At 36.9% G+C, this 25865-nt stretch carries 24 protein-coding genes and 2 pseudogenes; 11 read left to right on the plus strand and 15 right to left on the minus strand.

The features are described from left to right. Nucleotides 1-31: 31 nt before the first annotated feature. Together AAFX60_007895 and AAFX60_007900 are read right to left on the minus strand one after the other, a co-directional pair. Nucleotides 32-661 (minus strand): LysE family translocator, encoded by a 630-nt coding sequence (locus tag AAFX60_007895; GenBank protein XDF76704.1) that lies wholly within the window; start codon nt 659-661, stop codon nt 32-34. Nucleotides 662-744: 83 nt separating this feature from the next. Beyond that, on the minus strand, nt 745-1398 hold the full coding sequence (locus AAFX60_007900) for a hypothetical protein (protein XDF76705.1): 654 nt from the start codon (nt 1396-1398) through the stop codon (nt 745-747). A 349-nt stretch (nt 1399-1747) separates the two neighbouring features. Between AAFX60_007900 and AAFX60_007905 the strand changes: the two genes are divergently transcribed. Continuing rightward, entirely contained in the window at nt 1748-1879 is a 132-nt protein-coding gene (locus AAFX60_007905; GenBank protein ID XDF76706.1) for a hypothetical protein, read from the plus strand. A 164-nt stretch (nt 1880-2043) separates the two neighbouring features. Next, a complete protein-coding gene (locus AAFX60_007910; GenBank protein XDF76707.1) occupies nt 2044-3525 on the plus strand; it encodes a carboxypeptidase M32 in 1482 nt (493 codons plus the stop codon). Between the two features lie 156 nt (nt 3526-3681). On the opposite strand, the gene AAFX60_007915 is transcribed toward AAFX60_007910, so the two are convergent. The 3 genes from AAFX60_007915 to AAFX60_007925 all read right to left on the minus strand — a co-directional run bounded on the left by AAFX60_007915 (nt 3682) and on the right by AAFX60_007925 (nt 6442). Next, nucleotides 3682-3984, minus strand: a complete 303-nt coding sequence (locus AAFX60_007915) for a hypothetical protein (protein ID XDF76708.1) — start codon at nt 3982-3984, stop codon at nt 3682-3684. After that, nucleotides 3981-5867: a hypothetical protein gene (locus AAFX60_007920; protein ID XDF76709.1), complete on the minus strand. Its 1887-nt coding sequence runs from the start codon at nt 5865-5867 to the stop codon at nt 3981-3983. The genes AAFX60_007915 and AAFX60_007920 overlap by 4 nt, the downstream gene beginning before the upstream one ends. Nucleotides 5868-6013: 146 nt before the next feature. After that, nucleotides 6014-6442 carry a hypothetical protein gene (locus AAFX60_007925; protein XDF76710.1) on the minus strand — a complete coding sequence of 143 codons (429 nt, stop codon included), beginning with the start codon at nt 6440-6442 and terminating at the stop codon, nt 6014-6016. Between the two features lie 378 nt (nt 6443-6820). On the opposite strand from AAFX60_007925, the gene AAFX60_007930 reads away from it, so the two are divergent. Next, complete coding sequence (locus AAFX60_007930) at nt 6821-7951, plus strand: threonine synthase (protein ID XDF76711.1); 1131 nt, start codon at nt 6821-6823, stop codon at nt 7949-7951. A 2-nt stretch (nt 7952-7953) separates the two neighbouring features. Then, a complete protein-coding gene (locus AAFX60_007935) occupies nt 7954-8331 on the plus strand; it encodes a Rid family detoxifying hydrolase (GenBank protein ID XDF76712.1) in 378 nt (125 codons plus the stop codon). Nucleotides 8332-8335: 4 nt separating this feature from the next. On the opposite strand, the gene AAFX60_007940 is transcribed toward AAFX60_007935, so the two are convergent. The 5 genes from AAFX60_007940 to AAFX60_007960 all read right to left on the minus strand — a co-directional run bounded on the left by AAFX60_007940 (nt 8336) and on the right by AAFX60_007960 (nt 15116). Then, nucleotides 8336-9181: a LysR family transcriptional regulator gene (locus AAFX60_007940; GenBank protein XDF76713.1), complete on the minus strand. Its 846-nt coding sequence runs from the start codon at nt 9179-9181 to the stop codon at nt 8336-8338. A 99-nt stretch (nt 9182-9280) separates the two neighbouring features. Beyond that, on the minus strand, nt 9281-10951 hold the full coding sequence (locus tag AAFX60_007945; GenBank protein ID XDF76714.1) for a hypothetical protein: 1671 nt from the start codon (nt 10949-10951) through the stop codon (nt 9281-9283). Nucleotides 10952-12018: 1067 nt separating this feature from the next. Further along, on the minus strand, nt 12019-13248 hold the full coding sequence (locus AAFX60_007950) for a hypothetical protein (protein XDF76715.1): 1230 nt from the start codon (nt 13246-13248) through the stop codon (nt 12019-12021). Between the two features lie 118 nt (nt 13249-13366). Further along, the gene (locus AAFX60_007955) at nt 13367-14938 is read right to left on the minus strand and encodes a cryptochrome/photolyase family protein (protein XDF76716.1); all 1572 of its coding nucleotides are present in this window, start codon (nt 14936-14938) and stop codon (nt 13367-13369) included. A 37-nt stretch (nt 14939-14975) separates the two neighbouring features. Then, on the minus strand, nt 14976-15116 hold the full coding sequence (locus tag AAFX60_007960) for a DUF2256 domain-containing protein (protein ID XDF76717.1): 141 nt from the start codon (nt 15114-15116) through the stop codon (nt 14976-14978). A 209-nt stretch (nt 15117-15325) separates the two neighbouring features. Between AAFX60_007960 and AAFX60_007965 the strand changes: the two genes are divergently transcribed. Together AAFX60_007965 and AAFX60_007970 are read left to right on the plus strand one after the other, a co-directional pair. Further along, complete coding sequence (locus tag AAFX60_007965; protein ID XDF76718.1) at nt 15326-15601, plus strand: DUF3081 domain-containing protein; 276 nt, start codon at nt 15326-15328, stop codon at nt 15599-15601. A 1-nt stretch (nt 15602) separates the two neighbouring features. After that, on the plus strand, nt 15603-16154 hold the full coding sequence (locus AAFX60_007970; GenBank protein ID XDF76719.1) for a CIA30 family protein: 552 nt from the start codon (nt 15603-15605) through the stop codon (nt 16152-16154). Here AAFX60_007970 and AAFX60_007975 read toward each other — a convergent pair. Then, nucleotides 16105-17004 carry a LysR family transcriptional regulator gene (locus AAFX60_007975; GenBank protein ID XDF76720.1) on the minus strand — a complete coding sequence of 300 codons (900 nt, stop codon included), beginning with the start codon at nt 17002-17004 and terminating at the stop codon, nt 16105-16107. The genes AAFX60_007970 and AAFX60_007975 overlap by 50 nt on opposite strands. Nucleotides 17005-17134: 130 nt before the next feature. Between AAFX60_007975 and AAFX60_007980 the strand changes: the two genes are divergently transcribed. The 4 genes from AAFX60_007980 (at nt 17135) to AAFX60_007995 (ending at nt 20272) form a co-directional block, all read left to right on the plus strand. Beyond that, a complete protein-coding gene (locus tag AAFX60_007980; GenBank protein XDF76721.1) occupies nt 17135-18820 on the plus strand; it encodes an amidohydrolase in 1686 nt (561 codons plus the stop codon). A 159-nt stretch (nt 18821-18979) separates the two neighbouring features. After that, on the plus strand, nt 18980-19462 hold the full coding sequence (locus AAFX60_007985; GenBank protein XDF76722.1) for a tetratricopeptide repeat protein: 483 nt from the start codon (nt 18980-18982) through the stop codon (nt 19460-19462). Nucleotides 19463-19530: 68 nt separating this feature from the next. Beyond that, complete coding sequence (locus tag AAFX60_007990; GenBank protein ID XDF76723.1) at nt 19531-19965, plus strand: DnaJ domain-containing protein; 435 nt, start codon at nt 19531-19533, stop codon at nt 19963-19965. A gap of 136 nt (nt 19966-20101) precedes the next feature. Continuing rightward, entirely contained in the window at nt 20102-20272 is a 171-nt protein-coding gene (locus AAFX60_007995; GenBank protein ID XDF76724.1) for a hypothetical protein, read from the plus strand. Nucleotides 20273-20335: 63 nt separating this feature from the next. Here AAFX60_007995 and aqpZ read toward each other — a convergent pair whose 3' ends face one another. Together aqpZ and AAFX60_008005 are read right to left on the minus strand one after the other, a co-directional pair. Beyond that, nucleotides 20336-21022 carry an aquaporin Z gene (gene aqpZ, locus AAFX60_008000; protein XDF76725.1) on the minus strand — a complete coding sequence of 229 codons (687 nt, stop codon included), beginning with the start codon at nt 21020-21022 and terminating at the stop codon, nt 20336-20338. A gap of 291 nt (nt 21023-21313) precedes the next feature. Further along, nucleotides 21314-21885: pseudogene (locus AAFX60_008005) on the minus strand (YceI family protein). A 381-nt stretch (nt 21886-22266) separates the two neighbouring features. On the opposite strand from AAFX60_008005, the pseudogene mrdA reads away from it, so the two are divergent. Continuing rightward, nucleotides 22267-24176, plus strand: a pseudogene (mrdA, locus tag AAFX60_008010) (penicillin-binding protein 2). Nucleotides 24177-24522: 346 nt separating this feature from the next. Here mrdA and AAFX60_008015 read toward each other — a convergent pair. Both AAFX60_008015 and AAFX60_008020 read right to left on the minus strand, forming a co-directional pair. Beyond that, on the minus strand, nt 24523-24645 hold the full coding sequence (locus tag AAFX60_008015) for a hypothetical protein (protein ID XDF76726.1): 123 nt from the start codon (nt 24643-24645) through the stop codon (nt 24523-24525). Beyond that, nucleotides 24642-25502, minus strand: coding sequence for a hypothetical protein (locus tag AAFX60_008020; protein XDF76727.1), 861 nt, complete (start codon nt 25500-25502; stop codon nt 24642-24644). Before AAFX60_008020 ends, AAFX60_008015 begins: the two co-directional genes overlap by 4 nt. Between the last annotated feature and the right edge of the window lie 363 nt (nt 25503-25865).

The raw sequence follows: 25865 nt of genomic DNA on the forward strand, positions 1-25865 counted from the left end.
TCTTTTATCTCAAGCTTGGCATTTTAAAAAATTATTTAGAAACAAGTAAGTTCACACCAAGCATCACAAGTACCGCTCCTGTCACCCTTTCAATTCTATTTTTAACCACAGAGCTAGACATCAACTGCTTGGCTTTTTCCACCAACAAAGCAACGCCACCCTGCCATATCATCGCAATAATAAAATGAATGCTCGCCATCAATAATGATTGAGCAAACGCGCTGTACTCAGGATTAATAAATTGCGGTAATAACGCCAAATAAAATACTGCGGTTTTTGGGTTCAAGATATTAGATAAAAACCCTTCTTTAAACGACACTTTTAATGACGGCGCTTCAAGGCTTTTATTGCTGCTCATGTCTATGGATTGTGAGTGACTAAAAGTACTTCTTATGGATTGCACACCAAGCCAGATAAGATAAATCGCACCAATGATTTTCACCACGGTAAACAACTCAGCCGAACTCACCAAAACCACAGACAAACCAACCGCCGACATGGTTGCATGGACAAACAGCCCACAACAGATACCAAGACTGCAAGTTATGCCATCTTTCCAACCACCACGTGTTGTATTACGAATAACTAGCGCCGTATCCAAACCAGGTGTCATTGTTAGCAGCAATATGGCAATAAAAAATGCCCAAAAATCCATTATCATAAAATATCCATTTTTAATTTAAGCGAGCCTTCAAATGTCGCTTCTTTCCATCAATATATTGAAGAACAAGCAGCAATACAATATTAACAATTAAGCATGGTTAATTTGGTAGCCCTCTGGCGCTTTGGAATTCGGATATAAGAGAATACATAATTAATTGAAGCGTAAAAAATAACAGTATATCCAAGCAGTTCTGAACCCTCTTCCACCATATTTTTCACGACTCTTAAATAACCATCACCCATCACTTGCTGCCACATATCTCCCATTCCAAACAAGCGTGAGAATACGAGCAAAATAGCTAATCCTAAACACAATACAGGAAAGTGAGATTGCTTCATCATCTTAGATAATCCCAATAACACATTATTACGATCCGTTAATGCGTAACCAATCGCAATCAGTGCAACAGTAATAGCAGGAACAGTCCAGAATCCATGATAAACAAGGTGATCAAAAAAAGCGTCAAACTCACGAATTAACATGCAAGAAAAGAAAGCCGCAATTAAAAAACTCGCACGACGATATGCCGCATTATCCCAACCGATATAAGCAAAAGATAAAACACTCGCAAGTAATAAAAGTTGCTCTACATACTCAGTTGCCGATTGTTCTGAGATAGTATTTTGTAACACTAATACATCATAGCGAATAACCAGAATAGGCAAGGAAACAAGCACAAGCAAAAAGAAAAAGTTTATAAATTTAAAGCTAATGAATTTTAATGAAGAAGACATTTAACACCACATATTATTTTAGTTACGAGCCCCTTCCGTGGTTCTTCTATTAACAAATTAATCAATTATTTCTGTTAATCAGCATACGGAAGCTAAAATAAGAGTGCAATTCAATTAAGCGCCAAAATAAGTAAAAGACTTTTACGAGATCTTACTGAATAAATTATCAACAAGTAAGAACCTCCACCAAAACACCTAGAGCTTTAACTCTATTCATTCTTACCCTTTTCATAGATTCATTATATTTATATAAAATAGGCCATATATAGATCTTTTTGACCTTAATCGGAAAGTTATTTGTGTGATATACGGTTAAAGTACACGCATTCATATCACGGGGTAAACAACAATGAATCATGTAAAATTTGAATATCAAATCATGGGGATTGGAAGGTGGATTTCGGCAACCGTCTCTTTGGATATTGCAACCAAATTAGCAGAAGAATATACATCTTACGGTTGGCCCGTAAAAATTAGCTAATACATTTTCTCATCCTTTTCGAATTAGCTTCTCTCTCATTTGGCCTCGAACTCTCGGGGTCATTTTTTGATATTTTAAAAACCACTTAATAACTCACTTCCCCATCTTAAGACAATCGCGATATCATAAGGCTTAATTAAAAAAACCTACAAGGAACTAGCCTCATGAGTCATTATCAGAAACTTGTTGCTCACAGTTTAAAAATATCTCGTTTTGAACACTTATCTGCAATTTGCGGTTGGGATCAAGCCGCTGTAATGCCATCAGGCGGTAACGACGCTCGTTCGGAAGCCATGGCCGAGCTTTCTGTACATCTTCATAAACTGGGTACAGAACCACAACTAGCTGAATGGTTTGATAAAGCAGAATCAGAATCTCTGTCTGATAACGAACGTGCAAGCCTACATGAAATGAAATCAAAATGGCAACAAACCACAGCCCTTCCTGAAACGCTAGTAGAAGCACAATCGTTAGCAGGCTCTAAATGTGAACACGCTTGGCGCTCACAGCGCAGTGAAAACGACTGGGAAGGTTTCAGTAAAAACTTTGCAGAAGTGGTTGCCCTATCTCAAGAAGAGGCACAAATCCGAGCGGAGATCACAGGTCTAACCCCTTATGATGCCATGCTTGATTTATATGAGCCGGGAACCACCACAGCAAAACTGGATGTGGTATTTAATGACGTTAAATCATGGTTACCAACGCTCATCCAAGACATACAAGAAAAACAAGCAACAGAGTCTATCTATTTGCCTCAAGGTCATTACCCAACCGAGCAACAACGCCAGTTAAGTTTGGACGTAATGAAGTTTTTAAACTTTGATTTTAACCATGGTCGTCTTGATGTCAGCATGCACCCTTTCTGTGGCGGCGTACCAACTGATGTTCGTATTACCACGCGTTACGATGAAAACGATTTTGTGCAATCTTTGATGGGAACCGTTCACGAGACAGGACACGCTCGTTACGAACAAGGTTTACCAAAAGAATTTGCTGGCCTTGCCGTTGGTGAAGCACGCTCAATGGGAATTCACGAATCTCAAAGCCTGTTTTTTGAAATGCAGTTAGGCCGCAGTGCTGAGTTTATTTCTCAACTATCACCATTAGTACAAAAGAACTTTGTGAATGCGGATCAAAAGATCTTTGAAACAGATAACCTGCAAAAAATCTACACGCGTGTAAAACCTGATTTTATCCGTGTCGATGCCGATGAAGCGACGTACCCTGCTCACGTTATTTTACGTTATGAAATCGAACGTGATTTAATGAATGGTAACATCAGCTACAAAGATATCCCTGAATTGTGGGATGCAAAAATGCAGCAATACCTAGGTTTAACCACCAAAGGCAATTACAAAAACGGTTGTATGCAAGACATTCACTGGACAGATGGCAGCTTTGGTTACTTCCCAAGCTACACATTAGGCGCAATGTACGCAGCTCAATTTATGGCAGCAATGAAACAAACCGTAGATGTAGAGAAAGCCACACTAAGCGGTGATTTAAACCCTATTTTCACTTGGTTATCAGATAATATCTGGAGCAAGGCATCACTATTCTCAACAGATGATTTAGTGAAGCAAGCAACGGGTGATGTGCTAAATGCAAGTTTCTTTAAAGCACACTTAGAGAAACGTTATCTTTAATAAATCGTAGTTAAAGAGCAGTACGGATAAACTAACCATACTGCTCTTTAAATTTAGCTCTTATATTATTTATTACTGTATTCTTTGCGGTAGTTCTGCCTTATACACCTAAACTTATTACACCATCAATAAAAATACAGCGATAAATTTCATTTATTAACTTAGTATTTTATTAAAAATAAACGCAACAACAGCCATAGTTGCAATACCAATATTAATCATTAAGGATTTCTTTTCATGCTTGATGATTAACTTTCGCTCTTCAGCCATTTCACTTCGAATATCAGTAGCGACTTTATTGATACGTTGATCGACTAGATCTAACAATCCTGCCAGTTTTTCTTCATCAAGGCCAAGATCAATACTCTTAGATGACTCCACCACTTCTTTTGCTGTTTTAGCTGACTCATCAAAACGCTCTAGTGCATTTTCAAACTGTTTTTCTATGTTTTCAATCATGTCATTACCTGTTCAGGCTGCTGAGAAAACCTAGCAACAAAGTTTGATAATTTATCTCCACGATAAGGATCATATTTCAATATTGATTCATAATCAGTTACGACAAATCGACCGACGGGATTCAATATGCTAATAGTGCCTCCTGCGACAACACCTAACACGGCACCTAGACCACCAGTACCAATCATAACGACAATACCTATTCCCGCTCCTAGACCAAGGGCATTATTACCTACATTTGCTTGTAGCTGTGTTGCATCAATCTTTCCTCGTTGGTATTGAAATAAATCCCAACCAGTTTCAATAACAAATACAGCAGCCATCCCAGCACCTTTACCAAGAGCTTTAGCTCCAACTGCACCCATCGCTTTTTGAGCTGCATATTTCTTTGCATAGGCCGTAACTAATGTAACTAGAGCAGCTCTAACCGCTGATTTAGTTGCCCCTAAGGCTGCTTGTGTCGCCACTCGCTTAGCTGCCACTTTCAATGGTACTTTTTCTTGATAACAACTAATGGCTTCAATAAAAGCAGAAACAACGCCACCAATTAAAGCGGCATTAATCGCAGCATTAACAACATTCTTACCAACATCTTTTAATTCATCATCAATCCGCTTCAAAATAATTGACTGAGCTTCATCAGAGAGCCCACTTGGTGAGCACTTTGCTATCTCTATTGTTTCTTCTACAGTGAAAGTTTCACCACTGATCCCATAAGCATTTAATGTATCAGTGTAGTTTTCTCTAAACGCTTCGACTTGTCTCTCTGACCATGAAGATTTATTACCCAATGCAGCAAGAATGTCCTTTTCACTATGGCTTCCAAGAAACCCTGTTCCTTGATACTTGCTAAGACTATTTATATTTTCTGCTGCATTGTTATTACACTTTGCTTGCCAATGATCGTCTTGTAGTGAAATAAACGCATTTTTATCTTCAAAATTATTCAATGAATCAAAGTAGGCCTTATCTTTCTCTGATAAAACAACAATATCAATAAGTTGGTGATTCTTTAAACCTAGGTCATCCGTGGTGTAAGCTCTAACATCAGAGCCCATTGAGCTCGCATTTTTATTAAAGAAGATTACGTTTAATCGTTCAAATATATCGCCTTTATATCTCTCAGCATCAACACCACCTTTAGCTCTATTTCCGCAGAGCTCACCTGCAATTTGTTTTCTTAATGTTTCTACAGACTCTTGATAGAACTTAATTTCCTCAACCGCTTTATCTGCGATTTTTTCTCCACTATCTACTCCTATAATTGCAGCAGCTACATCCACATAGCGTTTATTTGGGTTTTTACTACAATCTTGCCATGTCGACTCAACTTGATGCATTTGCTCTGTCGTAAATAAGTTTTTTTTACACGCTTCCTGCAATTTATTTCTGCGAACGAAAGTTGAATCCCATTCGTAAGCAATATGATTGAAATAAGGTAAGATTCTTTCAATCAAAAGATCTGTCTCTTCTACCTTAAGCTCTTGTTCTAAAATAGCATCAACGCCATATATATCTATATTTGAGTATTGATAAGATCTTTCAATAATTGGTACAACGTGACTTAGTAAAATATCTGCAGAGTCAAAGGTACTCGTGCCTAACGTTTTAATCCCTTTTAATATTTGTTCTCTTTTTTTTATCTGACTGTGCTTATTTAAATCGTTCAGGAACTCACTTATTGGTTCCTTATTCTTCCAACCAAGTTGAATTGCACTCTGAAAACGGATGCTTTGATATGATGCAAAGTTCCCTAATGTATTATCAAGCGTTGAATTACCATATAAACAAATTTCACTCGAAAAATGGGCTGCAAAAAATTTAAGACTCACTTTGCCTACAGGAATTTTCTTCATGTATGATGAATAAGAATTTTTATGCATTAAACAACTAAATATTACATTTAATTCAGCTTCAGTAAGCCCTAACAAAGCTTTCTTTAAAGTATAATCAACCGCTGGTAAGTCAATATTTAATACTTCTTGTAAGGATTTTATATTCTGAGAAATCTCTGTAATATTGTCATTACTTATCCCTTTTTCTCCATTTCTGATAAATATGCCGAAACTTCTCTATTCTCTGAAAATTGTTTTTTTAATATGGTTAATTCATTAAGATATGCCTTACCTTGTATAACATTCAAAATATCAACTTTTATCGCTAGTAACTCATCAATATCACTTACTTCTGATACTAATTTTCTTACATCTTTAGATATATCAGGGTTATTCGTTTGATAAGCTTTATTCAATAATTCTCTTCTAAGATTATTAAACTTCACTTTAAGGTTTAGATTTTTTTTTCTATCTTTAATGAAACGGTTGATATCATCATAAGCAAAATACAATTCCTGCTCAGTACTCACTTTTTCAAGACAGTTCCTTGCATAAGAAGAAATTTCAACACAATTATGAGCATAAGCATTTCGTAAAATAATTGTTTTATTTAAACCTGACATATCGTACTTCTTCACCTAAATTATTTAATCAGTTTAGTCGCCTCTTTATAACTCTACACCACCGTTTTAGCACTGTGGTTTACTAACAAGTGATAGTCACCTTGTTTTGTTATAGTTAACTCAGCTTCATACTTTCTTACCTCACACACCGTACACCATACCAAACCCACACAAACTATACAACACATCGTTCGTTAGCAGGGTAATCTGTAATACTTTTAAATAAATTTTGAAGCATTATTCAAGATAAAAGTTACTTTGAATAACCCCCTCCTATTCCATTTGAGAATAGAACGAATACCGAGCTTTCCTTTATAAAATAAAAAAATCGCCCGTAGAATATTTATTCTAATTCATCAAACTTAGAAGTGACCATCCATGAAATACATCTGTATGGCGTGTAATAAAGAATACGCACCGAAACCTGAACTCATTAAATGTGAATGTGGCTCTGCCCTATGGGTTAAACCTCAAACGTCATTTAGTAAAAAAGATCTCATAGAAAATGAATTCACACCTAGACGCTATTCTAGTGCTTTCCCAGTAAAAAAAGACGATATCAATATCACTTTCAATGAAGCCATCACACCTCTTTGCCAAGCTGAAATATCAGGAACTCCAATACTGGTTAAACTCGATTCGCTACAACCAACAGGCTCATTTAAAGATCGAGGAGCCTCTCTTGTAATCAACTACCTTAATAACCATGGAATAACGAGCATTGCAGAAGACTCAAGCGGTAATGGAGGAAGTGCTTATGCCGGTTATGCCGCTAAAGGAAACATGCAATGCAACATATTTGTGCCTGCTGGAACATCCAAAGGAAAGACAACACAAACCCGATTATATGGCGCTAACTGTATTGAAGTAAAAGGAACAAGAGAAGATGTTGCTCTAGCTGCAATAGAGAGCAGCGTCACTCATGGAAGTCATTATGTTGGGCATAACTGGCATCCCCTATTTATCGAAGGCGTCAAATCCATTGCTTATGAAATATGGGAACAATGTGGGTATAAAGCCCCTGATAATTTTGTTGTTCCCGCAGGGAATGGAAGTTTACTTGCCGGAGCATATATCGGTTTCTCTGAATTATTAAAAGGCGGAGAAATAAGCAAACTCCCTCGCCTTTTTGGTATTCAAAGTGAAAGCATTCAGCCGTTTGTTCAAACCTTTAACAACAAAGAAATCAACATTACTTCAGAAAATACCATTGCTGAGGGTATTAAGATTAAGCGTTCATCACGAATGAATGAGATCGTTCAATTTGTCAAAAAAACGAATGGGAATTTTATTAGTGTTAGTGAACAACAAATCCAATCAGCATTAAAAGAGATGGGAGCACAAGGATACTTTATCGAACCAACATCAGCGACTGCATTTGCAGGAATCGCTCAGCTTATAAAAACGCAAGAAATCAAACCAGACGAGCTTACCGTTGGTGTCGTAACCGGAAACGGACTCAAAGCAACAAACTCAATTGAACATTTAATCAATGATATGAGAGGTTAATAATGAAATATATTCAAACTAAAAATTCATTAAAAGCAGCAGGACATTACTCTCAAGCAATAGTACATAATGGGTTAATTTACGTATCAGGCCAATTACCAATTAACCCAAATACAGGAGAAAAAATAAACGGTGATATAAGCCAACAAACCCGCCGTGTATTAGATAATTTACATACCATTCTTGAAGAAGCAGGAAGCGATCTTCAACAAGTATTAAAACTGGTTATCTACATTTCAGACATTGATATGTGGGACACGGTTAATGATATTTGCAAAGAATACTTTATGGATCATAAACCGGTGCGAACCATAGTACCAACCAGAGAATTGCACTTTGGATTAAAGATTGAAGTCGATTGCATCGCTATATGTGAATAACGCCTCATAGCTTAATATTGATGTGTTCAGAAATTGCGGTAATGACTTTCTGAACTCGCTCTAATCGATAATTATTTTGTCTAGTGCATATATAGATGGGTCTAAAAAGCGGTTTGAGTTCGCTATATTGATATAAATATCGCTCTTCTATATTTAATGCTTTTATTACCGAAAAAGGAATCAGTGCCGGAGCAGTCCCTTGTAATGCTAAATGGGCTGCTGCGGTATATGAATCTAGCTCCATTATAGGGTTCACTTTTAAGACTTCTAAAATAACTGATTGATGAGTATTCGCACTGTTTGTCAGATCCGTTGTTATCAATTCATTAGGTAGCTTATCCAAATGTTTGTTACTAACAACATAAAATGGTTCATCGAAAAGATGGAAGCTTAATAATCCATGTCCAGATGGTAAATACCCAGCACAAAGGCCTAACGTCGCTTTTCCTGATTTTACGTTTTCGACAATTCGTGGCGTGTGATTCGTTGTGACGGTCAAATTTGGATCATCATGAAAACATGTTGATAGCGCTTGGCTGAAATACCCTGCCACAAGCGTTTCAGAGCAATCAATTCTAAGCAAAGAATCATTCGCTAAAGCTTGTTGTTCATATATGCGTCCACAAAGTTCGCTAAACGTTGGAGCGATATTGTCAATTAGCGATTTAGCATCAGCCGTGAGCGTGACGTAACGGCCATTAGGCTCTATTAATTTTTTCCCTAAGCGCTTTTCTAGTTTTGTAATACGCTTACTCACCGCAGATTGACTAAGGTACAGTACGCTGCCTGTACGACTCATTGTCTTCTCTTTACTTAAAACTAAAAGTGTTTCAATACCTTCAAGTAACATCGCATTATCTTATGAAAATTAGGAATAGTTAACTCAGTTTATCTATGTTTTATGATGCTTGCAAAAAAGTTGATGGGGAGTGATTTGTTTATCGAACATTCAACGAGATTTCTTTGGGAAGTTTAATAAACTCTTACGAGGAGAATTATCACATCGGTATATATGAACAGCTTTATCTATAAAGTTTTGAGTAATAATCTCTCCTACAAATCCTGCACACTTACCGCATGTAGGGCACTCCGCGTTTTTATAGTTCTCAAATTCAGGAGTAATAAAAAAACAATTTTGGCATCGAATCCCCTTGCCTTCATGATGATAAAAAACAAATTCATCAGCTTTAATCATCTCTGCAGCCCTTTGCTTCTGTTGCTCTTTTGTTATTTGATTCCTTCTGATAATTAAATCCACTCTATCTTGTTCACGTTTTCTCTCCTGCTCCTTCGATTCTTCATATGCTTGTTGTTTAATTTTCATTCGCAAGAAGTATTGTTTAAGAGAGTTATCCTTTAAGAAAAAAACATTTTTATCATTAATCCTACCTAGTAAATCACTCATCTCTAAAAACTCTAAGTATTTAATAATAGGAGAATATGGTGACTCTATTTTTTTATTTTCTTCCCAATCTAAATACCATGCTCCTTTCCAATTTTTGGTTGAGCCATTCTTAACGGCTTTTTCTTTTGCTTTATACTGGGCTATATTCAAACGTCGCATATTTGGATTTAATTGAGCATGCTTTTCAATAAATTTCTTTAATGTATTAGCATTAATTCCTTCATTTACATCAAATTGAAACAAGCGAGTAATTAAAAGAGCCTGCCAGTGCTCACAACAAGATTCAAATATCCAATCTCCTTTAACTGGAAATCCAATTAATTCTCGACATTCGCCCAAATTAACCCAATTTAAGAAATATGGTTTCAACTCTCGTTTTTGTAATTCATAAGCCTTAATCCAGCTAGCATTAACATTCGATAACCAATCTAGCTCCTCTTTTAACTCTTCTCTATAACGCAGTTTCGCTTTATCTCTGTTTTCCAGCCGTAATTCTTTTCGTTTAGTTTCAATCAATTTTTTGCGTTCATCAGCATCTAGCTGAGCTTTAATTAATTTATTTTTTTTAATTTGCTCTTCTTTCAGTTTATTTAATTCTGCGTTAACTTCATTCATTGCCCTAGGGTGATGAATCCACTTTACATTATTAGGATTGAAGACAGCTTTTTTAATCTCTTCATCAGAAAATAACTGTATATTGTTGTGTAAATCAGAAAGAATAATCTCTATTGCTGGTTTATCAGCAGCTTGTATAGCCTCAACTTTTTCTTCATCATTTTCATGAGTAACGGTTATTTCAATAAACAATTCTCTACTTTTCAATGTTGCAAAAGAGTCAATCCTATATCGTTGCCATACGTATTCATTTTGAACTAAATCTAAATTCACTTTTCTTGTTGGCTTAAATATTGTTTTTCCTTTTAACATAGAGTTATCTAAAAGAATTACCTCTGGAGTGAAAGAGAACTCTGGTAGAACAATATATTTTGTTGATTCAATAAGTTGTTGAGCATACCGATGAAGATAACTCATAACTTGATAGTCCGAACATTCTGTTCCTGAATGATGCGAAAAATGCGCACATTTATATTGTCCTTGATTTTTGGCAATCAGAGGGTGATGACAATTTGGGCAGACACAGCCACAATTTAAACCGTTAGGAACATCCTGAACGTGATAGATTTTATTATTTTTTAAACCAAACGGAACACGCATGACAACTACCTTTATATATTCTTACTCCAGTTATACTCTATTCATTACTTTCTTCTAAAAAGAAATAATTAAAATATGTCGCTACCATCGTATTTTTCACTTAATTTATTCAATAAATATATAAGCTTAAGCTGAATTCATTTTGTATTTGATTTTTGAGTATCATTTTATCCCCGACAAGGGATAAGACCTACTTTATCCCCGATCGGGGATATCGCATATATGATGGAGATATAGGGATTAACGCATCGAAAGGAAAGAAATACCCTATTGATAAAATATACACACGTCATTTTATTAATACGGCTAAAGCTGTTGGATTTGCAGTAACGATGATTTAGGACTTAATAACCAAAGAATATATAAAACAAATATGATTGTTCTACTGAGTAAGAACTTCTTTACAGCACATTTAGAAAAGCAATATTTTAGGCTGAAGCTAAAATTTATTTATAGCTTAGAATGATAAAAAAATGGATGTAGGTATTAGCTACATCCATTTTTCTAGTTAATATTCATGTTGACTTCTCGCGTCATAAATCCATGATTTGTTATAAGTTAACTGGAATATAAAAACTAATTGAATGTCCAGTATAATTGGAACAGAACACTTTTAAGCGCCCATTATTACAGATCAAGTAAAAAAATAAATTTGTGCTTTATACCCCATAACACTTCCTCCTCCACTTTGTCATACTCTTCCTCGAAACATAATTAACAAAAAGGAGTTTCAATATGTCAAATAAAAAAGCAGGTTTTCCAAGTAAAACAGGTAATCCATCAGGTAAAGGTCGCGATAACAACCCACCTAAAAAATAATACTCAACTAAACTACTGAATAGTGGGCTTCGGCCCACTTTGGAAAGAAACATGAAAAAATATAGCAGTTCCAAGGATATAAACACGTTAGTAAAAAAGCTATTAACACAAGGTTTCAATGTTCAACTAGGCAAGAAACATCATAAACTTGTAACACCGAGTGGAAGAAAACTAACTATACCTTGTAGCCCAAGTGATATTCGTGCATTCGACAACTTTCGCCATGATCTTAAACAGCTAGTAAAAGATCAGTTATAGTTACAATATTTAAATAAATATTTTTCTCGGCATTCTATCCAGTAAATTTTGTACCGTGCGATACATAAATCTATAATCTCTGAATCACAATCTTTCTGAAGGTTAGTCGAATATCTATCAATAGCTAAACAGATATACCCCCACTTAGTAAAGCAATCGGTCAATATAGAATCCCCCCCCCACAAGTTAACCATGAATTGACCCAATTTGTCATAACTAGGAAGATTTACTCCCTTCTTCCAGTCCTTTAATTGATTAAGCTTTTTTTCCTGAAGGGAGCTAGATGAAAATTTATCACCTTGTAATATAGGTATACTTCGAGCTAATTTATAATCTGTATACTCTCCTTCCTCAACGAAAGTTTTCAGGAATTCAAGAAAAGCGCTAAAGTAAGTATTTAATGAATCTTCTCTCCTATACAAAGTTATAATTGGAACCAAAACCCCAGCTTCAAGGATATCTGATCTTACTAATTTCAAATCTTCTATATCATCGAACAACACCATGAGCATATGCACTTCATAATGAGCAGCCAAGTTAAAATAAAAATCCAAATCCAAATTTATAACTGAAGCATATTGGTCAGATTCAATGGCAGCTTCCCCTTGCTCAACATATTGAACAAGTAGGTCTTTTAATACTCCAATATCCTTCCTTTCAAGGTACATACTGTGATCTAGATAATCATAGTACCTAAATGCAGCCTCAAGGGGGGTCATTCCATGATCTTTTAACTTTTTACATACTAAGAAAGCTTGCTCTGCCTGATTACACCTATTACCTAAAAAATCAATCACAAGCTGAAAATGTCCTACATCATTTTCATTCGCCATAACCAATCCTACTAGAGCAGCTCTCCATTCTATATACGTTTCATATATAGAAACTGGTCGTTGAGGGAGATCCTTTAATGAGCGAGTAAAAAAATCTTCCCGAAAAGAAGCAATAAAGTTGAAAAACTTGGTGGCAATAGATTTTCCTACACCAGAGCGTGATAAGTTATCTAAAGAACTATTAGAAATATTGGCTGATATACCTGAACATTTTTCCATCATTTTAATCATTTCACGAGGACTTTGTGGGCCACCGATAACAGATGCGAAATTCTGAATAAATGGTAGGAATGGCATTCTTTCCGTATGCCTTTTTACCTTGAACCTCCCATGCTCATCCAGAAAGTCTCTGACTTGAACATCTACATTGACAGCTTCATCATCCACTGCATTTATCTCCATAATTATTTATAAACTTCAACACAGATATTACTTATGTTTGAATATTGAATCTATGTCATCAACAACACTAATATACATTCCTCAAAGTTTTAGCGAATAAGGCCTATAACTCCTCAATATTCAATAGCAACAATTTCGCTCTCTCTAAAATAACTTGCTGCTGTTCTCCTGATTTTTTCTTCCAATTTGCATAGACCATTCTGGTGCGAGGATTGTTATTAAACGCATCAATATGTCTATGCATAAAGTGCCAATACAGTGCATTTAGTGGGCATGCCTTTGGTTCAATTATTTGCTTCACGTTATAGTGACAATCAGAGCAATAATCACTCATTTTATTCACGTAGTTACCACTGGCAGCGTAAGCCTTAGAGGCAACAATGCCACCATCTGCAAACTGGCTCATGCCACGAGTGTTTGGCATTTCAACCCACTCAATTGCGTCGATATAAATCCCTAAATACCACTCATCTACTTCGTCAGGTTTAATACCTGTTAATAGACAAAAGTTACCCGTGATCATCAAACGTTGAATATGGTGTGCGTAGGCGAAATCAAGAGACTGTTGTATCGCATGATGCATACAATTCATTTTTGTGTTCCCTGTCCAAAACCAACTTGGTAATGATAATGACGCTTCAAGTTTATTTAGGTTTTGATAATCAGGCATATTGCGCCAGTAGATCCCACGAACAAACTCTCTCCACCCTAAAATTTGACGAACAAAACCTTCTATCTGAGCAATATCTATGGCATCTGGACGTTGATTAAATTCCGTAATAGCAGCATCAATCACTTGCATAGGACTGAGTATTTTTGCATTAAGAGCAAAGGATAAACGGCTATGAAACAAGCTCCATTGTTTCTGCGTGAGCATATCATCAAGTTTACATGTCATAGCATCTTGAAACTTCCCAAACAACGGTAAGCAATAGCGACAGAAAAACACTAATAACTCATTCGCTTGCTGCCGATTTACTGGCCACAATAGTTGATTATTCGCTTGTCCAATCATCGTCACATTATGACGTTCCAGGCGCTTAAGAATATCAGTGACATCGTTAGCGAATAATAATGGCGTGGGTACACAATCAAACTCACTTGCCTTTAATTTGTTTTGATTTGCACTGTCAAAGTTCCATTTGCCTGCAACGGGTTCACCCTCTTTCATCAGTATATTAAAGCGCTTTCTCATCTTACGATAAAAAGGTTCCATGCGATGATGATGGTTCGGCTTAAACTCCTTTTCAATTTGTGTTTCAGATAGAAAGAAGTGTTCACTTTCATAAAATTGAGAAGATATTGATAATGACAAGCAATAGCGCTCTAGCGTGCTGCGTAAACGGTATTCATCAGGGAGTTGATACTCAAAATGGGTAATATGGTGCTCAGCAATAAGGTGATTTAATAGATCGTCTATTCTTTCAAATGGCTTTGTATCGTCCAAGGTTAAATGCATCACTCGATGCCCCGCACTTTCTAATGCAGTTGCAAATTGGGTCATCGCAGCAAAAAAAGCACACACTTTTTGAGAATGGTGTTTTACATAGGCGGTTTCTTGATGCATTTCTGCAATCACGTAAATCGTTTGTGGATCGGTGTGTTGAAACCATGAATGGCTAGCATTTAATTGGTCACCTAAAATGAGTCGTAAGCGGTCAGCGGTGGCATTCATAATCATCCTCTATCTTAAATCTTTATGTGTGGATTTATTATTCACTTTGATGTCGTGAAGACCGACAACGCTTGGAGCAATATTTAACCATTGGCCAGTCTCGCTCCCATTTCTTTCGCCAACTAAATGGTCTCTGGCAAACAGCGCATATCTTTTCTGGCAACTGAGATTTTTTCATCTTGCTCTCCATAACGTCATCGCTCGATACTAAGAACCAAATCATTACCGACCTACAGAGAAATTACGCAGGAAAGCACTTTGTGGTTCATAAAAAGATCAACTAATTCAAACTAGTTAATCGACATGGTGATCTAGGTATAGGGCAAACTCGTAGTTAATTTAGTAATAAAAAAGTGCTTTTATTTGTATATGAACGAGGAGTTACATATGGATAACAGGCTGACGATTAAAGAATTTCTTAGAGTATTTGATTGCGTTCGTTCATCTGGAAAGTTACTGGATAATAGATATATATTAGACGAGATATCCGCATGGCATGATTACGATGGATATACCTGCTGGCTAGGCTATAAAGATGTGACCGTTACTTTGATGTTTCATGGTTCACTTAAAATCGAATTCGACAAATCATCAAACTACTCTGATTTCACCAACCAATGTTTAGCGATGATCACAGCAAATCATAGTGTAAAGGAAAGTTAAGATGAATGACCAATATCTTGAAATTATTGAATTTACACAGCCTAACGAGCATCAAAAATGGTTAGCCATAAATGACAACGTAATGGGTGGTATTTCTATTGGACAGCTTCACTACGATGGAAATACATGTCGCTTTCAAGGTGAATTATCATTAGAAAACAATGGTGGTTTCAGCTCAATTAAGCGCTCTATTGAATCTCTATCTAAAGAGGTAAACACAATAGAACTCATGTTTACGGGTGATGGGCATACCTATCAATTAAGACTTACCACCTGGAAGAATGATGATCGCACTCAATACAAACACGATTTTGCCACCATTAAAGGAAAGCAGCAGAAAAAGACATTTCACTTACACAATTTTCAAGCTGTTTTTAGAGGGCGATTGCTTAATCACGCTCCTGAACTCGTGGCGAACGATATCAAGCAAGTTGGCTTTCTCATTGCGAATAAACAAACATCCCCTTTCGCTCTAGGTTTGACTCAAATTCAATTTAAAGCAATCAACAACGCAGCAACGCCTCAGTCCATTCTTCAATCCACTCGAGAATAAGCCCAAACACTTCTGCATCTGGTTTTCCATAACAATAAAAAGCATTAAGACCAAAAGAAAGATTGTTACCAAGCTCTTTTAAATTGAGCTCGACAAGTTCGCCTCTCTCTACGTATGGTGTCATATAATGCCTTGGCATAATTGTCCATCCATGCTGTTTTACTAACTCACACAACAGATCGTTATTACTAACGGTGTGCATTTTTGGGGAAACCTGAATCGATGCAAAATTCAGTTTTAAGGTCGCAAAGTTCTCGGTGACGTATTGTGTCTCTAGCATCAGATTTTCAAGCCTTAAATCATCAATTAATGCCAAAGGTGAATTGACGCTTGCATAACAGCCAACTTGGATGGGTTTTATCGCTTTCCATGTAACTTCTTTCTCTGCAAACAGCTGTCCACGATACGGCATAATGGCAATATCACACTCACCTTCTTGGAGTTTATCCATCGCTTCTTGTCGAGTTCGGTGCTTCCAATTAATAATGATGTCTGAGTTATAATCCATCACACGGTTTTCAATGTGTGTAATTAAACTGAGTGGCGTGATCACATCATAGTAAATCGTAATGGTATGAACGTTAGAATCGTACAAGGCTTGGCTTTGCACAAACAAAGAGCGATTTTGTTTTTCAACTAACTTAGCACGATGATACAACTGCTCGGCTTTCTCTGTGGGGAGCGCTTTTCTGCCTTCTATCACAAACAATGAATACCCTAATAAATCTTCATAGGTCACTACGTGTTCACGCACTGTGGTTCGAGATTTTTTAAGCTCTCGTGCAGCACTGCTGTATGAGCCATGTTCATACACGGCAACAAAAGCGCTCACTTGCTCTAATGTATGCATTCAATCACTCCTTCGATTGTTATATATCCACCCAATCTGTTAGGTATACCCTATCATAATCGATTTCTTTGTTTTGGTATTCCATGAAAAAATCCTACTCAGTTCATAGTTTAAAATTTGAGAGGACATTATGAAGACGTTCCCATTAAGTTTATTAGCTGGCTTTCTTGTTTCACCTTTTGTGTTGGCTTCACCCGATCTAATTTTTACCAATGGTGACGTTATTACCGTGACAGGTGAATCTGATCGTGCTGAAGCCGTTGCGATAAAAGATGGCATCATTGTCGCTGTTGGCAATAACCAAGAGATCCTTAATCAAAAAGGCACCAATACCCAAATCAGAGATTTAAAAGGCAAAACTCTTGCGCCAGGATTTATCGACAGTCACGGCCATTTTGCTCAATATCTTCCTTTAATTGAAAGTCCGTTCCTTTACCCTGCCCCAATGGGAAAGGTGAACTCGTTTGATGACATTAAACAGATAATGACGGACTACTTTAATCAACCAAATCTTGATACCAACAGCCTTCATGTGGCTTTTGGTTATGACGATGCCGAGCTAAAAGAAAAACAACATCCTACTAAACAATTTTTTGATTCCTTTAGTAAAGAGTACCCCTTCTGTGCTGTGCATATATCAGGACACCTTGCGAGTTGTAACAGCAAAGGGCTCGATTTCATTGGATTCACTAAGCAAAGCACGAACCCAGATGGTGGCGTGTTACGCCGTGATAATAATGGCGAACTCACTGGCGTTTTAGAAGAGTCTGCAATTTATCCGATTTTGGGAAACCTTCCTGAAATGACCCAAGAAGATGCTATCCGCCGTTTTGGTAAGGTTCAGGATTTATACGCTGGTTATGGCATTACCACCACACAAGAAGGCTTAGCAACACTTCCGGCACTTAATGCAATGAAAACCATGGCAGAGCAAGATTTATTAAAAATTGACCTACTTGCTTATGCAAAATGGGTGGATTTGAAAGAAGCGGTAAAAGTCATGCCGATGAAATCATCCATTAATGGTTTAACACTCGCAGGAGTTAAAATGGTGGGCGATGGTTCACCACAAGGTAAAACCGCTTACCTTTCAACTCCATATTTTGAGCCACCACACAGTCACGCTTATGATTACCACGGCTACCCAGTGTTAACCCAAGAGGAGATGAATCAATGGGTAGATACTGCCTATCAAATGAATGCTCAAATCCTAAGCCACAGTAACGGCGATGCATCGGCAGATATTCTATTAAATGCGGTAGAACTTGCTGATGCGAAATATGGCAAAGAAGATCGTCGAACTGTGGTGATCCATGCTCAAACTACACGTTTAGACCAAATAAAACGCATGAAGAAAAATGAGATGATCCCTTCTTTCTTCCCTGCTCACACCTTCTTCTGGGGAGATTGGCATCGTGATTCCGTGCTAGGCCCTTGGCGTGCATCCAATATCTCGCCTATGGGTTGGGCAAATTCAAATGATCTGATGTTTACCATTCACATGGACGCACCCGTACTATTTCCAGACATGATGACCAATATGTGGAGTGCAGTAAATCGTGTAACACGCAGTAATCAAACCTTAGGTGAGCACCATAAAATCACGCCATATCAAGCGTTAGAAGCGATAACCATTAATGCGGCGTATCAGAACTTTGAAGAGACAAGCAAGGGGTCTATTGAGGTTGGAAAGCGTGCCGACTTGGTGATCTTAAATGATAACCTACTTGACGTTGACCCAATGAAGATAAAAGACATTTCGATTTTAGAAACGATTAAAGATGGAAAAACCATATACGTAAACCAATCACTATAAAAAGAAAATAACAACAAAGAAGCAGCTAAGGTTGGCTGCTTTTTTGTAAATCTGCAAATTCATCGTTACATATCTTCTTATCTCTCCTTTTATCTTTACTTTTCTATCCCCCTCTCGCTACACTGTCGCCGCCTTTTTATTGTTAATAATTTTATATTTATGATCCGTTCTGTTTTACTTGCTGTTGTTCTACTTTTTAGTTTCGCCGTTCATGCTGATTCTCTTGAAGATAAAGCGGAATCTGGTGATGCTCGTGCTCAATTAAAATTAGCAATGGAATACGAATCAGGTACTAACCGTCCTAAGAACATCGATTATTCTATTCAGTGGTATAAACAAGCAGCGATGCAAGACCTTACCTCTGCGCAATTTAACCTTGGACAAATTTACAAAAATGGTTACGGAGTTGCTCAGGACATTAAACAAGCCATCTATTGGTTTACGCGTGCAGCTACGCAAAACCACCCACCTTCACAATTCTATTTAGGTGAGATTTACGAATACGGTCTTTCTGGTTCTGTTGATTTATATAACGCGTCTTTGTGGTACCAAATTGCATCTCATAATGGTCATGGCGAAGCTATGCTTGGTTATGAGCGTGTACTTCAAGAAATTAAGATGCAACAAAAAAAAAACAGCTGAAATCAGCACAACAGCCTGAAGAGCCGAAAGTTGTCGAGCCAGAGCCAAAAACCATCATCATCACTCAGATGGAAAAACCAACGGCTCTAATTACTCTTGGCAGCTACCTGTTAATCGCTATTATGATTGTGGTGTTAGCCTTCTTAGTTTTACGTCTTAAACAAACCATGAAGCGAACTAAAAATGACGATCCACTTAAAACCAGTTTCGCTAAATCATTACAAAATGAAAAAATGAAGCAGCTGCAAGACAGTAATGACAAATTAAAGATCCGTGCAGATGCTCAAGAAGCCACCATTAAAAGACTAACTATTGAGTTAGATGGTAAGAAACCACTTTCACAGTTTACGCCACATCAATTATTAGGGGTAACTGTTGCCAGTGAGAGCAGCGAAATTAAAAAACAATACCGAAAACTGGCTCAACTCCATCACCCTGACCACGGTGCAGATGGTGTGATGCTTGCTGAAATTAATAAGGCTTATAATTCAATTAAACGATAACGTACACGGAATCCGAGCCTCAGACTTTACTTATCATTCTCGTTCTGTATACTTCGCAACACTTTTATATGTTATCAAAATGTAACAACAATAATTTAACGTATAAATCTTAATAGAATAAAGAGAAAGAAGTCTTATGTTTAATTTAGAAGGTTATTGTGACTGGTGTAGAAAGCCAGCGATGGTTCTGCAACATCAATACTGCGACGGTGCAAAATATTACGCCTGTGAACACTGCAACGATTACGCAAAAATCGATATCAGGCAGTATGATTTAGCAGAAATGGAAAAGATGAACCAGAAGTAAAAATAAAAATGCCGATGACGTTAATCATCGGCATTTTTGTATGTGTTTATAATGAAACAGCAATTATGATTCTTTCGCCATTACTTTATAGATAAGTGCACCAATTACCGCACCTACAATCGGAGCAACCCAGAACAACCAAAGTTGTGATGTTGCCCAATCACCAACATAAACCGCTACTGCTGTACTACGAGCTGGGTTAACTGATGTATTTGTTACAGGGATACTGATAAGGTGGATAAGTGTTAAACACAGACCAATTGCAATTGGAGCAAAACCTGCTGGAGCACGGCTATCTGTTGCACCCATGATCACAATTAAGAACATTGCAGTTAGTACTACTTCTGTAATAAGTGCAGCTGTCATTGTGTAACCACCTGGAGAGTGTTCACCAAAACCATTTGATGCAAAACCACCAGCTAGATCAAAACCTGCTTGACCGCTTGCGATTAGGTATAAAATACCACCTGCCGCAATACCACCAAGAACTTGAGATACAATGTATGGAACTAAGTCTTTAGCATCAAAACGGCCACCTACCCATAAACCAACTGATACTGCTGGGTTTAAGTGACAACCTGAAATGTGACCAATGGCAAACGCCATGGTTAATACTGTTAGACCAAACGCCAGTGATACACCAACAAACCCAATACCTAGTTCAGGAAACGCTGCCGCTAGTACTGCACTACCACAACCACCCAGTACAAGCCAAAATGTACCAATAAACTCTGCCATGTATTTATTCATAATTATTCCTATGTTGTTATGTCTTGATTTCACTATTAATTTTTTATACGAACCAAGTTCCATTGAGAATAAATATAGGTGATGGTTAACAAATTAGACACTTAAATATTTCAATTTATTTCAAATTTTCATTTTTAAGACACGATTTTTAAAGATAAAACACCTTCTAATGCTTAAATTACAATAACTTGCTTATAAAACAGGCAAAATGCATTTCTGAGTTTTATAAGCAATGCCCAAAAACAACAAAAGCTTGGGTTCCGCCAAGCTTTTGCAAATGTTAATGAATGTTTATTTTTTAAAGATTAATGTTAACGAGACAGGTACTCTGTCTGATATTTTTATCCCACCAACCGTTGCTGCAAGTTTGGTTAAGTTTTCACTTGGATCCCAAAATCAGAAGCCCCTATAATGACCGCAGAAGAAGAGCTAACCATCACATGATTCCCCTCTTCTAGCACCACCACTGGAAAGTTTATTGATTTGGTTTTTCCGTATAGGGTTACTTTCGCAGGTATCACTAGCTTTTTAGGGCCACTAGATAATGCTGATAAATCAACTTTACCGCTGACTTCCACTTCTGGGTATTTCACCGATTCAAAGAACAGCTCATTTAATCGGTTATCTCGAATAGGAATGCCAGTGCTTATCCCTTTAAGATCGACATCGATAGTAAATTCACCGCTTTTGTTTAGTTCGCCTGATAACGTGTTTATCGTCGCTGGCTCTACAACAAATTGATTTTTGATTGTTGTAAAGCTAACAGAGGATAGTTCCGGCTCTAAAAGGTAGTTATCGGCAGCAAAAGAAGATGTAGAGATAAGAACTAAAGCAAAACTAAGAGATGATATTATTTTTTTCATTATTGTTACCCTTATATTGAGTTATTGTTTTGGAGCAATCGAATAATACTCCGAATAAAATGAATCAAATAAAGAATTAAATCGATGACTTTGGCGAATTTTTTCAATGAGATTTTGTTCACAATTCAATCAATATAAATGAACTATTTTTACTACCAATAAATATTAATAATTAATGGCATTAGATTGATAAGCCGTATAACTCGGTCACTAGAATTACCTAACCTCTAATGTCAGTTTCTTGTCAAAACAAAGGAATAACATCGTAAAGAGATCTTAAGTAAGTATATTGACAGCATATTCATTACATTCTCACGCATAGCAAATTTTAATTAATATTAAAGAGAAGTATTCAGCATTTGATGTCATTTAAGAGTTTTCATGTCTAAACAAAAAATACCATTTCGAAACCACCAATTTGAAACATCATTATTTAATCAGCGCGTGATCGTTGCTTTTCTATTTATGTTGATTGCTCTTGGCGGTTTGGTTTTTAATCTATACCACTTACAAGTAAGAAATCACGATAGGTATCAGGTTCGCTCAAATAGAAATCGTATTAAAATAATTCCTGTAGCACCAAATCGTGGCCTCATTTATGACCGAAATGGCGTCGTATTAGCGCAAAATATACCCGTTTCAACTCTAGAGTTAACCCCGGCAAAAATTGATGATATCAGCGCAACTCTTACATCATTACAAAAATTATTAAATTTAAGTGACCATGACATAGCAAAATTTAAAAAATTAATGCATCGAACCCGAAGTACCAAGCCTATTACTCTCATAGAGCAAATGAGTGAAGTACAAATTGCGAAATTTTCTGTGAATCAATTTCATTATAATGGCACTAACATTAACGCCTATCTTGAACGATATTACCCATATGGTGAAAGCCTCACTCACGTTTTAGGCTATGTCGGAAAGATTAACGACCGCGATATTCGAACTCTTAAAAAAGACAATAGATACACAAATTATGAAGGAACTCATGCCATAGGAAAGTTAGGTATTGAGCTCTATTATGAAAGCACATTACATGGTAAATCTGGCTATCAAAAGGTAGAAATAAACAGCCATGGACGCATAGTACGAACTCTTGACTATGTGGCACCAATACCAGGTAAAGACATTAAATTAAATATTGATTTAGGTTTGCAGCTATACGCCTACAATCAACTAAAAATAAAAAAAAAAACCCAATCACTCATAAAATGGAAGATTATCATCGCCGTGGTTCTATTGTTGTTTTAGACCCTAGAGATGATTCTGTGTTGGCCATGGTATCGAGCCCTAGCTATGATCCAAATCTATTTGTTCATGGCATTTCTTCAAAACATTACAATGCATTATTAAACAACCCTGATCTTCCATTATTAAATAGAACAACTTTAGGTATTTATCCTCCAGGCTCTACCGTAAAGCCACAAATAGCAGTAGCTGCATTAAGTGAAAAAGTCATCACACCGAATACAACCACCAACTTTCCTGGTTGGTGGCGAATTCCACACTCAAAAAGTCGTAAATTTAGAGATGATATACGCTGGGGTCATGGTCAAGTTAATGTCGTAAAAGCCATTGAAAAATCAGTAGATACCTTCTTTTATCAAGTTGCATACGATATGGGAATAGACCGATTATCAACATGGATGAATAAATTTGGTTATGGTAAACCATCGGGGATTGATATAAGAGAAGAAAGCCCTGCCAATATGCCTACTCGGGATTGGAAACACACAAACTATCACCAAGCTTGGTATAAAGGCGATACTATCCCTGTTGGAATTGGACAAGGTTATTGGACTGCAACCCCAATGCAAATTGCAAAAGCCACTGCGGTTATAGCAGATGAAGGCATTGTTCACCGACCACACTTATTAAAATCAGTCATGGAAGATGGGAAGTTTAAACCAATAATATTTAAAGATTTCCCGCAAGTTAATCACACTAAAAAACAGTATTGGAATTTAGCAAAAGAAGGAATGCATCGAGTAATTGTGTCTGGTACTGCTCGAAAATTATTTCAAAATTTAGCTTATGAAGCTGGCGGTAAAACAGGGACAAGTCAGGTATTTGGTTTAGATAAAGGTGAGGAATATAATTCTGAAGAAGTCGCTGAACACCTTCGTGATCATGCTTTGTTTACTAGCTTCGCTCCTTTAGATAAGCCCAAAGTTTTAGTTGCGGCGGTATTAGAGAATGCTGGTTGGGGAAAATATGCAGCCCCTATTGGTCGTAACATAATGGATTACGTATTAATCAATCCCAAAATTAGTTTAGATCATACTTAGTACCGAACAGTTGCCTTATCAATATAACACGAGTAGTTATACCTCAATCATCGAAAATAAATGCCGTTTGCAAATAAAAAATATATTTACAAGCGGCACACTAATTTTTCTTCACCTTACTGATTTTATTTAAAATAAGTAATCTTGGCATAATGTAAGACGCAATTAGGACGCAATGATTCAGATAATAGGCTTAAAATATAGATAAGAATTCAAAATCAAATTGAATCCCTGTTGGATATCGAAAGGCAGATGAAAAATAAGAGACAAAGAGATAGATGAAAAATCTAACTCTACTATCTCTTATTTAAATCTATTTCATATTACTTATTTTTTAACTTTAAAATCAGTTTAATTTATTTTCTAACGCAACTAACCTCTGTAATAACTCGGCATTTTGCGCTTTAACTGACTGTAATTCACTTTGTAGATCATCGATACATACATTGTTATCATTACATATCTTCATTTTCCCCCCATAACGGCAAAAGTTCTATCATCAGCTAATTCTGGTACGTCGCTAGGGTCAACTATGATTCCATAAACTTGACCTAAACCAATAGCAACAGAGGCAACACCTGTTACATTAACATAATTACCTAGTGCGATAGAGTCTTTCCCATTCACCCAATTATATGTTCCGAGTGATATAGAATTAGTCGCTAATGCTCTTGTACCGAACCCTATAGATGTAGACCTCGTTCCTTGCGCGTGCCCCTCTGCCCATGATGTCGAACTTACGCCTTCTGCATCACCTCCTGCCCATGCAGTTGAACGATCGCCCAAAGCCACAGAGTCCCGCCCCCAAGCTGTACTGCCAGTACCAGATGCTTGAGCGTTATTTCCCCAAGCTGTACTATATTCTCCGATAGCCTTTCCTTCCCCCCAGGCTGTACTAAATTCAGCTTGAGCAATTGACTTGTTGCCCCACGCTGTACTATATTTGCCTACCGCATTCGTAGAGTCGCCCCAAGCTGTAGATCCATCACCTATAGCTTCTGAGTACTTACCCCACGCGGTACCATATCCACCTAATGCTTTCGTATACAATCCCCAAGCTGTACTACGTGGAGCCTCTGCACTGGCGCCTTCTCCCCAAGCTGTACTATATTCATCCATAGCACTTGCAGAATATCCCCATGCTGTACTGTAGTTTCCGCCTGCGTAAGTATATTGTCCCCATGCTGTACTGTAGTTTCCACCTGTCTCAGTATATTGTCCCCAACTAAGTTCTCCTTTAGCTCCAGTTTCTAATACTTCAGCTTGAACCGAGCCAGAAAGAGCCATTGCAGCTGAGAGTAATATCGTAATTGGTTTTATGTTCATTTTTATTTATCTTTTTTAAAATACAAAGAATAATTATATGGTAACAACACCTATAAATATGTGATTAATATAAATATTTTTAAATAAACACACAATAAAGCATCTAACGTATTATTAAAGTTTCTAATGAAATACTCATTTTAACCAATTATAAATCATACTCTACGCCTACTGAGCTAGCGTTACGCATCACGTTAATTCAAAATGAAGCAATCGAAGTGCTTATTTCTCAGTTGTTGGGGTGACCATAGAGTTCGAAAAATTTTCATTCCTCGGATGTAGCCCCGTAGGTAAGGATTTAGGCTCTAGAAGTACCTATTAACTATATGATTGCGATTCACTATTTGATTCTACTCACAACTC

This window comes from Aliivibrio fischeri, from assembly GCA_038993745.2.
GTDB classification, from domain to species: Bacteria; Pseudomonadota; Gammaproteobacteria; order Enterobacterales; family Vibrionaceae; genus Aliivibrio; species Aliivibrio fischeri_B.